This is a genomic window from Clostridium sp. AM42-4, from assembly GCF_003480105.1.
In the GTDB taxonomy this organism is placed as follows: domain Bacteria; phylum Bacillota; class Clostridia; order Lachnospirales; family Lachnospiraceae; genus Brotaphodocola.
This window is the reverse complement of sequence record NZ_QUIK01000004.1, coordinates 47,921-61,410: the sequence shown is the minus strand read 5'-3', so window position 1 is coordinate 61,410 and position 13,490 is coordinate 47,921. Positions and strand designations below refer to the sequence as shown.

The following is a 13,490-nucleotide window of genomic DNA, read 5'->3' as shown; positions in this document are numbered from 1 at the left end:
TGACATAGATGATGAAAAATTGGCTCAAAATAAGGAGGAAACAGCAAGATGGAAGATTACAAGAAAGAATTTATTGAGTTTATGATTGACTGTGAAGTGTTGAAGTTCGGTGATTTCGTGACAAAATCTGGCCGCAAGACCCCGTTCTTTGTCAACACCGGTTTCTACCGCACCGGCGCACAGCTGCGCCGCCTGGGTCAGTATTATGCACAGGCAATCAAGGATACCTTCGGAACCGATTTTGATGTTCTGTTCGGACCGGCTTACAAGGGTATTCCGCTGACCGTTGCAGCGACCATGTCCATCAGCGAACTGTATGATGCAGATATCCGTTACTGCTCCAACCGGAAAGAAGTAAAGGATCACGGCGATAAGGGCATCCTGCTCGGCAGCCCGATCAAGGACGGCGACAAGGTTGTGATCATCGAGGACGTAACTACTGCCGGTACTTCCATCGAGGAGACCCTGCCAATCATCAAGGCACAGGGCGATGTCGATGTGCTTGGTCTGGTTGTTTCCGTAGACCGTATGGAGCGCGGAAAGGGAACCAAGTCTGCATTGAAGGAAATCGAAGAGAAGTACGGCTTCAAGACCACCGCGATTGTAACCATGGCAGATGTTGTAGAGCATCTCTACAACAAGCCTTACAAGGGAAAAGTCATCATCGACGATACCTTAAAGGCAGCAATCGATGCTTACTATGAGCAGTATGGTGCAGAGTAAATAGCAGAACTCAGAGTTCTGGTTTCAGACTGTTAGAACATGAATGGCAGCAGTGAAATGTTCTCTGGAAAAATGAGGAGTCATATTATGGAAAAGGTATATAAGACGATGCAGCGCACCGGTGCCTGCAGCATTGCAGTGGGAATCATTATGCTCGTGACCGGCGTGACCGTGGGCATTATGTCCATTGTCTGCGGCGGACTGCTGTTAAAGCGCAAGGGCGAGATCACATTTTAGGATTAAAATGATGTTGGGGACAAAAGACATTTTGATCCTGATATCATCAAAATTATAAAAGATACAGGGGGCGGCAGTTTCTGCAACAGGTTTCGGGCGGAGACTGCCCCTTTGCTTGCAGGGTACCATGTGGAATAAAAAGTTTACCTGTGGTCATTGTGCAAAAAGGAAGTGCTTAGAGCGTTTCCGGTGAATTTGGCATTTGGAAATAAAAAGGAGTTTTACTAGAATTATGATCAGAAATACGACCAGGAATCAGAAGCTGGGATGGGTGCTTTTCATCGCTTACATGGCCTTGCTGGTTTATTTTATGTTTTTTGCAGAGTCCTTTGGACGCAATCCAGAGCAGCGCGATTATGCGTACAATCTGGAGCTGTTCAAGGAAATCAAGCGCTTTTATAAATATCGAAAACAACTGGGAATGGAAGCATTCCTTTTAAATATTGTAGGTAACGTAGTAGGATTTATGCCGTGTGGATTTTTTCTGCCGATCATCAGCCGCAGAAGCAAAAAGTGGTACAATACGATTTTATTCGGTTTCTGTTTAAGCCTCTGCATCGAGACGACGCAGCTGATCTTCAAAGTCGGAAGCTTCGATGTGGATGATCTGTTTTTAAATACACTCGGTGGTGCGCTTGGCTTTTTAAGTCACTGGACGATTCAGAGGATTCGTATAAAAAGGAGAAGACGCCGATGAAAAAGCCGATGAAAAATAGAAAAAAACGCATATCCTATATCCGGAAACCAATTCCAAAGCAGAGCTTTTTCTGCCTTGGTTTTGCAGTGATCGGACTGTTTTGTTTTTGTTTTAGTCTGGGACGCAGCATTGTAAATCAGGGAAGCGGTGGCCCGGATGTGGCAGCCTGGGCACTGACCAGCCTGCTGTTTTCTGTGGAGACCGTTATCTGCGGCGTAAAAACGTTAAAGATGAAGGAAATCAACAATATCCTGGCCCGGATCGGAACTATCGCAGGCGGGATTTTATTGTTTTGCTGGCTGGGAATGCTGGTGATCGGAATCGTGACGATCCTATGATACGATTGAGGCAGCAGATTTTGTCCGTCTGGAATGGAAAGGACCGGCAAAATTCTATTGCTGTTTGCGCAGTGCAGGAACAGCAGCGAAATATTTCATGGGGCTGAAAGTAAAAAGTCTCAGGAAAGGATAATGAATTTATGGTGAAATATCAGGAATTGTGGAACGAAGAAAATACAAATATAACAGAGCGCTATGATCTGGCCATGGAGCGGATCCTGGAGATTCCGGCAGAAAACCGGGTGGCAGAGCCGTACCGTGCGTACTTTAACCAGATGGCGGCATTTACAGCCCAAATCGAGGAACTGGCAAGAATGCAGCTTCGCGAGGATCTCGACAGCCTGATTCTTCCGGAGCTTCAGAAGCTGAATCACAGTCTCTATGCGGATATTCTTCCGGATCATTATGAGGAAAGCTATGCTGATCCGGCATTTGCCATGCGGATGCTGGGGGCAGACTTGGGCCCGCTTTTATCTGCATTTTATGCACAGTTCCGGGCCTCGATCGTCTTTGCGTATGAATGCAGACTGACGGATATCACGATTTTATGCGAGACTCTCATTGAGATTTATAACATGTTTGAGGATGGAATCCCGCAGGCGCGCCAGGTGCGGGATGTGCTGTACTGGTTTTTCAGCGACTATACCGATGTCACACTGGCCTACCGCATCCGTGAGCAGCTAGACCCGGATTTAAGCTTTGCGAAGGACATCATCATGGAGTCAGACTTAAATGATCTGCGTTATCTATATCGGTTTGGCGAGTATATTTCCGATTCCGAGCTGCAGATCGCTTCGTATCTGAATTCCCTGCCGGAGGAGACCATAGAGAAGATGGCATCGACCTACACAGAAGGATACCGCAAGGGCTTTGAGGTGATGGGGCGTGACCTTTCTAAGAAAAAGACCGTTTCCATCCGCTATGAGCTGGGCTTTGAGCGCATGATCCGCGCTGCGATCCGCCAGTTTGAGGAGATGGGACTGGAAGTGATTCTTTATCGTGCGGCAATCTGGTCCGTGACCATGAGTCCGAATCGTAAGATTGGTTACCATGGCACCTCTGCTAATATGCAGTTTGACTACGATCACCGCTACGACCAGGCTATTTATCTGGATAAGGCCTTTAAGGAGCGTAAGCTTGCCGTACTGCGCACCGCATATGAGAATTGCAAAGCAAAAGCAGCAGTGTATGCAGGACCGGCTGTAGTGGAGACTTTTGGTGAGGATGGTTTTGAGCCGAAGAACAAGCCAGAGGCCTATGCTTTGAGTGAAAAACAGGAAGAGCTGCAGATCGCTTATTCCAACGAGGCGATGCCGGTCGTGAACCAGTACATTCCGGGAGATGAGACCAGCTTCACCATCATCGCGTTCCCGGTTCCGGCGATCGGAACAGATTTTGCGGAGATCTTCCATGAGACGATCCGCATCAATACGCTGGATTACGAGGAGTACAAAAAGATCCAGCAGAATCTGGTGGATGTACTGGATCGGGCAGAGTATGTGACGGTAACGGGAAATGCAGAGACCGGAAATGAGACCCATATGAAGATTTCCCTGCATCCCCTGACAGACCCGGCAAAGCAGACAAACTTTGAGAATTGTGTAGCCGATGTGAATATTCCGGTGGGAGAGGTTTTCACTTCCCCGGTATTAGCTGGAACAGAAGGTCTGCTTCATGTGAGCCAGGTCTACATCGGCGATTTCCAGTTTAAAAATTTCCGCATGGAATTCAAAGACGGAAAGATCACCGATTACTCCTGCGATAATTTCGCAGACCCGGAAGAGGGCAAAAAGCTGATCCGTCAGCAGATCTTAAAGAATCACGATACCCTTCCAATGGGTGAGTTTGCGATCGGAACCAACACCACGGCTTATGCAGTGGCGAAGAAATACAACATTATGGATAAGTTCCCGATCCTGATCGCAGAGAAGACCGGACCGCATTTTGCGGTAGGAGATACCTGCTACAGCTGGAGTGAGGATTCTGCGGTATACAATCCGGATGGAAAAGAAATCATTGCCCGGGACAACGAAATCTCCCTGCTGCGCAAGGAAGATGTCTCCAAGGCTTACTTTGGATGTCATACCGACATCACGATCCCGTATTCTGAGCTGGGCGACATCACGGCAGTCTGCAGCGATGGACGGAAGCTTCCGGTGATCCGGAATGGACGGTTTGTGGTAGCGGGAACGGAAAAACTGAATGAAGAGCTGGACGGCTGATCCTAAAAATCTGAAAATCGTGCAGTTTGTTGCAGTTTACGCAATGCGCAGACCGCAACAAACTGCATTTTTTATATTGACTGCGTATGGAAAATACAGTATTATATTATAAGCAACAGTTCAAACAATGCGGTTATTTATTAATTATAATAATAAATATAAAAGGAGGAAATTCGGACAACAAAATATATTGATAAAAATGATGAGATGTGTTTAAATATACTCAAAGGAGCGAGCTATTATGAACACATCCAGTAGTACAAATTACAAACCAAAAGATTTTGCTGAACTGGTAGGTGTGTCTGTTAAGACATTACAGCGCTGGGACAGGGAAGGAACTCTAAAGGCAAACCGGACTCCAACGGACAGGCGTTATTATACCTACGCCCAATATCTTCAATTTAAAGGCATTCATACAGAAAATGACCAGCGTCAGATTGTGATCTATGCCAGAGTGTCAACAAGAAATCAAAAAGATGATTTGCAGAATCAAGTTGCATTTTTACGGCAGTTCTGCAATGCCAGGGGCATGATTGTTGACCAATGTATCGAAGATTATGGGAGTGGTCTTAACTACAATCGCAAAAAGTGGAATGAATTATTAAATGAAGTGATGGAACAAAAAATCAAAACCATTGTGATAACCCATAAAGACAGATTTGTCCGATTTGGTTATGAATGGTTTGAAAAATTCTGTATGAAGTTTCATACAACCATCGTGGTCGTGAATAATGAAGAACTGTCACCACAGGAAGAACTTGTACAGGATATTATTTCCATACTCCATGTGTTTTCATGCAGATTGTACGGGCTTCGCAAGTATAAAAAACAAATCGAAGGGGACGAAGAGATTGTTAAAGAGCTTCAAAACAGAAATGAATCCGACAGAGGAACAGAAAGTCAAGATACATAAGACAATCGGAACGTGTAGATACGTCTACAATTTCTACCTTGCTCATAATAAAGAACTTTTCGAAAAAGGCGAACCATTTATGAGCGGAAAATTGTTTAGTGTCTGGCTGAACAATGAATATCTTCCGAAACATCCAGAGTATTCCTGGATAAAAGAAGTGAGTTCAAAATCTGTAAAGCATTCCATTGAATGTGGATGCACTGCTTTTTCAAGATTTTTCAAGCATCAGAGCGCCTTTCCAAACTTTAAAAAGAAAGGCAAGTCGGATGTAAAGATGTATTTTGTGAAAAACAATCCGGGTGATTGCCGTTGTGAAAGACACAGGATCAGCATTCCGACCCTGGGATGGATCCGCATCAAGGAAAAGGGATATATACCTACAACGAAAGACGGATATGTAATAAAAAGTGGTTCCGTTTCTATGAAGGCAGGTCGATTTTATGTTTCTGTCCTTGCAGAAGTTCCTGACCCTGAGATAACCGATCCAAAGAACGAGGGAATCGGGATCGACCTTGGAGTAAAAGATTTCGCAATATGTTCGAACGGAAGAACTTACAAGAATATCAATAAATCAGCAAGATTGAAGAAGATTGAAAAACATTTGATCAGGGAACAGAGAAGTCTTTCCCGCAAATATGAGAATTTAAAGAAAGGAGAGTCCACTCAAAGAGCAAATATACAAAAACAAAAGCTAAAGGTACAAAAACTTCATCATAAACTGGATCTGATCCGTACTGATTATATCAATAAAACAATCGCCGAGATCGTAAAAACCAAACCATCTTATATAACGATTGAAAACTTAAATGTATCAGGAATGATGAAGAACCGGCATCTTTCAAAAGCTGTTGCGTCACAGAAATTCTATGAATTTCGGGTAAAACTTCAAGCAAAATGTCATGAAAACAGCATTGAATTCCGGGTAGCAGACAGATGGTATCCGTCTTCCAGGATATGTCATGGTTGTGGTTGTATCAAAAAAGATTTAAAGCTTTCCGATAGAACTTACAGATGTGGCTGCGGTTATGTGGAAGATAGAGATTTGAATGCTGCATTAAATTTGAGAGATGCGGCAACTTACGAAGTTGCATAGTAACACGCAAACGTAGGTATGTACCGATGGCTTAGTCGGGAATTAACGACTGTGGAGTGTACAAGAACTTGTGAGTAGATATGATTTTAATCAATCAAAAGCATACACGTGGAAGCAGTAAGTAGAACTCGCGAGAGTCTACATAGTCTCGATGTGAGTATATTTAATCACATTTTGAGTGGCAGAACTTACAATGGCAAGAGTAGGAATTGTAATGGGCAGTGATTCAGACATGCCGATCATGGCGAAGGCGGCAGAAATCCTGGATAAGTTCGGAATTGATTATGAGATGACAATCATTTCCGCACACCGCGAGCCGGACATCTTTTTTGAGTGGGCGAAGAGCGCAGAGGAAAAGGGAATCAAGGTGATCATTGCAGGTGCCGGAAAAGCAGCACATCTGCCGGGCATGTGTGCAGCACTGTTCCCGATGCCGGTTGTAGGTATTCCTATGAAAACCTCCGACCTCGGCGGTGTGGACTCCCTGTATTCAATCGTACAGATGCCGTCCGGAATCCCGGTAGCGACCGTAGCGATTAACGGTGGAGCCAATGCCGGCATTCTGGCAGCAAAGATCCTGGCAACTTCTGACGCAGAGCTTCTTCAGAAGCTGAAAAACTACAGTGAGGATATGAAGAATGATGTCGTGAAGAAGGCAGACAAGTTAGAGAGCATTGGATACAAAGAGTATCTGGCCCAGATGAAGTAAAACCGTTACTGTTCACAAGGGTGTCCAACAACAGGATTTTGCCGATGCTTCACATTTCAGATTGGCAAAGTCCGTTATCAGAACGATACAACCACAAAACCCATACATATGGAGGAAAAGAAGATGGATTACAAGAAAGCCGGAGTTGACATTGAAGCAGGATACAAGTCTGTAGAGCTGATGAAGGAGCATGTAAAAAAGACCATGCGTGAGGAAGTGTTAGGCGGTCTGGGCGGTTTTTCCGGCGCATTCTCCCTGGCAAAGATCAAAAACATGGAGGAGCCGGTGCTCTTATCCGGAACCGATGGCTGCGGCACCAAGGTAAAGCTGGCAATCATTATGGACAAGCATGATACCATCGGCATCGATGCCGTGGCTATGTGCGTGAACGACATTGCCTGCGCAGGCGGCGAGCCGTTATTCTTCCTGGACTACATTGCCTGCGGCAAGAACTATCCGGAGAAGATCGCGGATATCGTAAAGGGTGTTGCGGAGGGCTGCCTGCAGTCTGAGGCTGCACTGATCGGCGGCGAGACTGCAGAGCATCCGGGACTGATGCCGGAGGAGGACTACGATCTGGCTGGTTTTGCAGTTGGTGTCTGCGATAAGAAAGAGATGATCACTGGCGAGCACTTAAAGGCTGGCGATGTGCTGATTGGCATGGCATCCACCGGCGTTCATTCCAATGGTTTCTCCCTGGTACGCAAGGTATTTGAGAAGGAGCTGACCAAAGAAGGGCTGAATACTTATTACGATTCTCTCGGAAAGACTCTGGGTGAGGCTCTTCTGGCACCGACCCGTATCTATGTAAAGGCATTAAAGAGCGTGAAAAACGCAGGTGTGACTGTAAAAGCCTGCAGCCACATCACTGGCGGCGGATTTTATGAGAACATTCCGCGTATGTTAAAAGAAGGAACCCGCGCAGTCATCAGGAAGGACAGCTATGAGGTACCGGCCATCTTCAAGATGCTGGCAGACAAGGGCGAGATCGAAGAAACCATGATGTACAATACCTTCAACATGGGTATCGGCATGATCGTGGCAGTGGATCCGGCTGACGTGGAGAAGACCATGGAAGCAATCAAGGCAACCGGAGATGTACCGTATGTGATCGGTTCCATTGAGGAAGGCGAAAAGGGAGTGACTTTATGTTAAGAGTCGGTGTAATGGTGTCCGGCGGCGGCACCAACTTACAGGCAATCCTGGATGCAGTGGATGCAGGAACGATCACCAATGCCGAGATCGCAGTGGTCATCAGCAACAATCCGGGCGCTTATGCGCTGGAGCGCGCAAAGAAGCATGGTGTGGAAGCCCTGTGCATCTCCCCGAAGGACTATGAGAGCCGGGAAGCATTTAACGAGGCATTTCTGGCGAAGGTAGATGAGTATCATCTGGACCTGATCGTGCTGGCTGGTTTCCTGGTAAAGATCCCGGCTGCGATGATCGAAAAATATGAGCATAAGATCATCAATATTCATCCGTCCTTGATCCCGTCCTTCTGCGGCGTTGGTTATTACGGCCTGAAGGTACATGAGGCAGCACTGGCACGCGGTGTAAAAGTGACGGGTGCAACCGTTCATTTTGTGGACAGTGGTATGGATACCGGCCCGATCATCCTGCAAAAGGCAGTCGAGGTGCAGGACGGCGATACGCCGGAGGTATTGCAGCGCAGAGTCATGGAGCAGGCAGAGTGGAAGCTACTGCCGCAGGCCATTGACCTGATTGCAAACGGAAAGATAAAATAAAAACGAACGATAAGGGCAGACCGGTGGGATTCCGGTCTGTCTGCGGTTTGCCTGGCGATGAGAACGCATAGAGAAAAAGAGTTGTTGTTTACGCAAAATGCAGGCAATGACCAGGAACGGTAAAAGGAGGAATATGCAAATGAAGATTTTGATCGTAGGGGGCGGCGGAAGAGAGCACGCCATCGCATGGAAGCTGGCAAAGAGCCCGAAGGTTGAGAAATTGTATTGTGCACCGGGCAATGCAGGCATTGCCGAGGTGGCAGAGTGTGTCAATATCGGTGTCATGGAGTTTGACAAGCTGGTGGCATTTGCAAAAGAGCATGCTATCGATCTGACCGTGGTAGCGCCGGATGATCCGCTGGCAGCAGGTGCGGTCGATGCGTTCGAGACAGCAGGACTGCGTGCATTTGGTCCGAGGGCTAACGCAGCGATCCTGGAAGGCTCCAAGGCATTCTCCAAAGACCTGATGAAAAAATATGGCATTCCGACCGCAGCTTATGAAACCTTCAATGACCCGGAAAAAGCACTCGCTTATCTGGAGACTGCAAAGATGCCGATCGTATTAAAGGCAGACGGCCTGGCACTGGGCAAGGGCGTTCTCATCTGCAAGGACTTGGAAGAAGCGAAAGCAGGTGTCAAGACCCTGATGATGGACAAGCAGTTCGGTTCCGCAGGTGATGAGATCGTCATCGAGGAATTTATGACCGGCCGTGAAGTATCTGTTTTATCCTTTGTAGACGGAAAGACCATCAAGATCATGACCTCTGCACAGGACCACAAGCGTGCTAAGGATGGCGACCAGGGACTGAACACCGGCGGCATGGGAACCTTCTCCCCGAGCCCCTTCTATACTCCGGAGGTCGATGCATTCTGCAAAGAGCATATTTACCAGAAAACGGTCGATGCCATGGCAGCAGAGGAAAGAGAATTTAAGGGAATCATCTTCTTTGGCCTGATGCTGACTGCAGACGGTCCGAAGGTACTCGAATACAACGCCCGTTTCGGTGACCCGGAGACCCAGGTCGTACTTCCGCGCATGAAGAATGACCTGGTCGACCTGTTTGAAGCCTGCATCGACGGCACTCTGGACCAGATCAACCTGGAGTTCGAGGACAACGCTGCAGTCTGCGTAGTCCTGGCATCCAACGGCTACCCGGAGCACTACGAAAAAGGATTTGAGATCTGCGGCTTAGAGAACTTCAAAGACAAAGACGGCTACTATGTCTTCCATGCAGGAAGCAAGTTCGATGAGCAGGGACGTGTTGTAACCAACGGCGGACGCGTACTCGGCGTGACCGCAACCGGAAGCAACTTAAAAGAAGCCCGGGCCAATGCGTACAAGGCAACCGAGTGGATTGATTTTGATAATAAGTATATGAGACATGATATTGGAAAGGCAATTGATGAAGCGTAAGGGCTGATCAGCACACTGTCAATTTTAATTTATATCTTAAATATGTAATTACATCTCGAATAAGATGAACAAAAAACGGTAGTTTTTTAATTTATATTTCAAATATGGGTCATAAAAAACAGTCATCGTTTTTACATTGCAAATGAAATATGCGTATGTAAATTGGCATTTGCTATTTTAATTACATCTTAAATATAGCTCTGAAAAATATTAAATGTAATTTTAATTTTTGAACTCTAAATTAAATAACAGGGAATATCCGGTTTCATTGCTGGATATTCCCTGTTGTTTCTTATTCCGCATCATCTGGGAATCCGAAAATAAGAGAAAATTCCACATATTCAGACCCTTGCCATTTGTTAACGCTGATATGATCAGCAGCTGAAACGACCATGTGCATCATTTTTTCATCCTCAGAAAGGTCAATAATTTTCTTCCCTTGTTTTTTTGCATACGCGATTAAGCCTCTGGTATCAAGCTTCTGGCGTATTTCGCGGGCCTCAATTGGAGTCGGCATATCTTTGAGTGACTCATGATACCTTTTCATCCACCCAGTCATGATCATAGACCTCCCGGCTCTTGGCCGTTATGCTAACGATATGGTTACAGATCCACCTCAAACAGGAAAGTCTGATTGTACCGGTCAAGGGCAATCTGCATTTCCATGATCTTTTTTGAGATGCGTTCATAATCCTGCTTTACCAGATCCAGGTCGAAATTGGTATAACGGTATTCAGGAGCAGCATTTCTGGAACTGAATATGCGGGAACCTTCCCTCTCTTTAGGCAGAAATTTGCGCATGGTATCCAGGGTTGTTTTCCGGGAGTTGAGCTGTGCCATCGATACCAGAATGCTGTCAACGCTCATTTCGGTATCGCCAACCATGATCTTTGCGGTGGCGTTGGCCAGGTTCAGTGCATGCTTGATGACAACGGTTTTGCGGTCAAGCTCTTTTAAGGTGTCAGATACAGCAGAGTAGTCATACTCCGGGATGACAGGTTCCTCACTAACAGAAGCAACATAAGTGCGGGATGCCTGCTCCTTGTTTTCCCAGTAGGATTTTTCATCTGCCAGGGCCTTAAGTATTTTATTGGCGTAAGCCGAAGTTATTTTCATAATAGATTTCCCTCCTTTGCATCGTCTGTTTATGGTATGATTATAAGGCAGGAGAAGAAGAAAGTCATTGAACCTGTGGTTTAACACCTATGAAAGCGAGTTTATCGCTTGGAAAAGGAGCTGAGATACTGCTATGATAATCAGAAAAGCGACAGAAAAAGATCTTGATGCAGTGGAAAAGTTATATGATGAGATCCACACGGCGGAAGAAGAACAGAAACAACAAATCGGGTGGATCCGAGGCATATATCCTGTTCGTTCGACAGCTGAAATGGCGTTAAAACGCGAAGATTTATATGTGCTTGAAGAAGATGGAAACATATATGGAACCGGGATCATAAATAACGTACAGGTAGATTCCTACCGATATGGAAACTGGAAATATCATGTTCCGGAGGATCAAGTCTGTGTATTGCATACACTTGTGATTTCTCCAGCAAGTGCAGGCCGAGGATATGGGAGAAGCTTTCTTCAATTTTATGAGAACTATGCGTTAGAGCATGGATGTATGGAACTCAGGATCGATACGAATGAAAAGAATGAGGTAGCCCGTGCCATGTATCAAAAACATGGATATACAGAGATTGGCATAGTTCCAACCGATTTTAATGGAATCCCGGGAATCAAGTTAGTATTATTGGAAAAATATCTGGGAGAGTGATGAACCGAAAAAACTGCGGAACCTGAAGATCAGATTCCGCAGTCATGGTGCCTGAAACCGTACCTTGGCACTGCTGTGATCACTCACAGGTTTTTTACAGGATCGAAAGATATCTGAATTTGCCATTCATTAAGAGTTATCCATAAACAAAAACAAATAAGAAATAACAGATAACAAAATAATCCATATCACTGAACGATTAACTTACCATGGAGTTCTTTGTTAAATCCTGTACGGAAAATTATGCAGGGTTAGCTTTTTTGTATCATTTGTATAGAATGATTATAAGGCAGGAGAGAAAGTATGTCATTGAACCTGTGGTTTAATTTAAAATACGTAAAATGTGATATAAACGAGAAATATCCCCGTCAATGACGAGGATATTTTCAATGCTGGTATGTAATAGTCTGCTGAGAATAACAAAGTTATCCAGGCTTGGCATGGATTTCCCCGCGATCCATTTATAGATCGCCTGTGGGTTCTCAAAACCGAAAGCACCCTGGATTTCGCGGATCGTATAGTTCTGCTCCGAAAGCAGCTGCTTGATCCGCTTCCCGGTTTCCACGGGCTGGATTGACAAATACATTGGTTCCATTTGCTTATCCCTCCATAATTTTGCACCATCCCGAAACACTATCTTTAGTTTAGCACGGATCAGGCGGATTGAACAGTATAAATTTTTTGATGATTGTTCCGGCTGCTTCAACTGCCTTTCCAATATCATGTCACATATACTCATTATCAAAATCGATCTACTCGTGTGGGATGATAAACTGCAACAGACATGGTATTGATAAGAGTTAGTATTTATAATATGATATCCGAAAAGTCGGAATACAAAGGCGGATGAAAGGATACCATACAGTGAAGATATATAAAAAAATATTTACAAGACTCGACGAATTGCACATGAGCCAGATAGAATTGAGTAAAAAGACTGGTATTGCCACAAGTACAATAAGTGACTGGCGAAAGAAAAAGATTAACCCACAGGCAGATAAGCTTGTAGCAATATGTAAAGCACTGGATATGTCACTTATAAATTTACTTTGTGATGAAGACTATAGGGAACAACAAACAGTATCAACAGAATTTTCAATAGATGAAAATTATATGCTAGAAATGTTTCAGTTATCCCAGATGCTGAAGGGAAAAGCATTGTGGTAATAAATGATATTCGATTTAAAGGAAAACGATCTATTAATTGGAAAGAAGTAAGGGAATATTTAAAAAAGTATATAGGAGATTTTTATGAGGTAGCGTCTACAGGGGATATTATATATATTGGCTCAGATTTGCCAAATGAATATAGTGGTTCGAAGTATACACATAGTATTAAAGGAACAAACGCGAAAGCAAAGGCAAATGCGACACAGGGAATTCCTGAAATGATAGAAATCGCGGTGGCATTATCGTGAAAACATGGAGAATAAACATTGGAGAAATGCGATGTATGGTTGGTATCGCTATGATTCCAGATTTGCGCTTCCGGTTTATGACGATAATGGAGAAATGAAAAGGTATAATATTTTTCATGCATCACTTATTGTAAGATATGCGGAGAATAAAAAATGTATTTGTACGATATATTGGACATAAAAAAAGAAACGAGCAACTCGATT

General features: G+C 44.8%; 17 protein-coding genes. 14 read left to right on the top strand and 3 right to left on the bottom strand.

Features of this window, described 5'->3' with window-relative positions; genetic code table 11:
- The first annotated feature begins 48 nt into the window (after positions 1-48).
- From pyrE to purD, 11 genes are all read left to right on the top strand, one after another.
- Complete coding sequence (gene pyrE / locus DW922_RS04420; protein WP_118542114.1) at positions 49-723, top strand: orotate phosphoribosyltransferase; 675 nt, start codon at positions 49-51, stop codon at positions 721-723.
- An 87-nt stretch (positions 724-810) separates the two neighbouring features.
- Entirely contained in the window at positions 811-960 is a 150-nt protein-coding gene (locus DW922_RS17450; protein WP_182430467.1) for a hypothetical protein, read from the top strand.
- Between the two features lie 232 nt (positions 961-1,192).
- Positions 1,193-1,657, top strand: coding sequence for a VanZ family protein (locus DW922_RS04410; RefSeq protein WP_118719003.1), 465 nt, complete (start codon positions 1,193-1,195; stop codon positions 1,655-1,657).
- Positions 1,654-1,995, top strand: coding sequence for a hypothetical protein (locus DW922_RS04405; RefSeq protein WP_118719005.1), 342 nt, complete (start codon positions 1,654-1,656; stop codon positions 1,993-1,995). Before DW922_RS04410 ends, DW922_RS04405 begins: the two co-directional genes overlap by 4 nt.
- Positions 1,996-2,135: 140 nt before the next feature.
- Positions 2,136-4,217, top strand: a complete 2,082-nt coding sequence (locus DW922_RS04400) for an aminopeptidase (RefSeq protein WP_118725942.1) — start codon at positions 2,136-2,138, stop codon at positions 4,215-4,217.
- A gap of 241 nt (positions 4,218-4,458) precedes the next feature.
- Positions 4,459-5,130 (top strand): IS607 family transposase, encoded by a 672-nt coding sequence (locus DW922_RS04395; protein WP_118725941.1) that lies wholly within the window; start codon positions 4,459-4,461, stop codon positions 5,128-5,130.
- Positions 5,069-6,223, top strand: coding sequence for an RNA-guided endonuclease TnpB family protein (locus DW922_RS04390; protein WP_118725940.1), 1,155 nt, complete (start codon positions 5,069-5,071; stop codon positions 6,221-6,223). The genes DW922_RS04395 and DW922_RS04390 overlap by 62 nt, the downstream gene beginning before the upstream one ends.
- Positions 6,224-6,416: 193 nt before the next feature.
- On the top strand, positions 6,417-6,932 hold the full coding sequence (purE, locus tag DW922_RS04385) for a 5-(carboxyamino)imidazole ribonucleotide mutase (RefSeq protein WP_118725939.1): 516 nt from the start codon (positions 6,417-6,419) through the stop codon (positions 6,930-6,932).
- Positions 6,933-7,055: 123 nt separating this feature from the next.
- Positions 7,056-8,087, top strand: a complete 1,032-nt coding sequence (gene purM / locus DW922_RS04380) for a phosphoribosylformylglycinamidine cyclo-ligase (RefSeq protein ID WP_118725938.1) — start codon at positions 7,056-7,058, stop codon at positions 8,085-8,087.
- Positions 8,081-8,677, top strand: coding sequence for a phosphoribosylglycinamide formyltransferase (gene purN, locus DW922_RS04375; RefSeq protein ID WP_118541990.1), 597 nt, complete (start codon positions 8,081-8,083; stop codon positions 8,675-8,677). The genes purM and purN overlap by 7 nt, the downstream gene beginning before the upstream one ends.
- A gap of 139 nt (positions 8,678-8,816) precedes the next feature.
- Positions 8,817-10,091, top strand: a complete 1,275-nt coding sequence (gene purD / locus DW922_RS04370) for a phosphoribosylamine--glycine ligase (protein WP_118725937.1) — start codon at positions 8,817-8,819, stop codon at positions 10,089-10,091.
- A gap of 292 nt (positions 10,092-10,383) precedes the next feature.
- On the opposite strand, the gene DW922_RS04365 is transcribed toward purD, so the two are convergent.
- Positions 10,384-10,650, bottom strand: a complete 267-nt coding sequence (locus DW922_RS04365; protein WP_118725936.1) for a hypothetical protein — start codon at positions 10,648-10,650, stop codon at positions 10,384-10,386.
- Positions 10,651-10,694: 44 nt separating this feature from the next.
- Positions 10,695-11,207: a hypothetical protein gene (locus tag DW922_RS04360; RefSeq protein WP_195714999.1), complete on the bottom strand. Its 513-nt coding sequence runs from the start codon at positions 11,205-11,207 to the stop codon at positions 10,695-10,697.
- A gap of 133 nt (positions 11,208-11,340) precedes the next feature.
- Between DW922_RS04360 and DW922_RS04355 the strand changes: the two genes are divergently transcribed.
- A complete protein-coding gene (locus DW922_RS04355) occupies positions 11,341-11,868 on the top strand; it encodes a GNAT family N-acetyltransferase (RefSeq protein WP_118725935.1) in 528 nt (175 codons plus the stop codon).
- A gap of 322 nt (positions 11,869-12,190) precedes the next feature.
- On the opposite strand, the gene DW922_RS04350 is transcribed toward DW922_RS04355, so the two are convergent.
- A complete protein-coding gene (locus DW922_RS04350; RefSeq protein ID WP_118719015.1) occupies positions 12,191-12,463 on the bottom strand; it encodes a helix-turn-helix transcriptional regulator in 273 nt (90 codons plus the stop codon).
- A gap of 269 nt (positions 12,464-12,732) precedes the next feature.
- On the opposite strand from DW922_RS04350, the gene DW922_RS17920 reads away from it, so the two are divergent.
- Positions 12,733-13,035 (top strand): helix-turn-helix transcriptional regulator, encoded by a 303-nt coding sequence (locus DW922_RS17920; protein WP_243032047.1) that lies wholly within the window; start codon positions 12,733-12,735, stop codon positions 13,033-13,035.
- Positions 13,029-13,286 carry a hypothetical protein gene (locus DW922_RS18380; protein ID WP_347560262.1) on the top strand — a complete coding sequence of 86 codons (258 nt, stop codon included), beginning with the start codon at positions 13,029-13,031 and terminating at the stop codon, positions 13,284-13,286. The genes DW922_RS17920 and DW922_RS18380 overlap by 7 nt, the downstream gene beginning before the upstream one ends.
- Positions 13,287-13,490 lie beyond the last annotated feature (204 nt).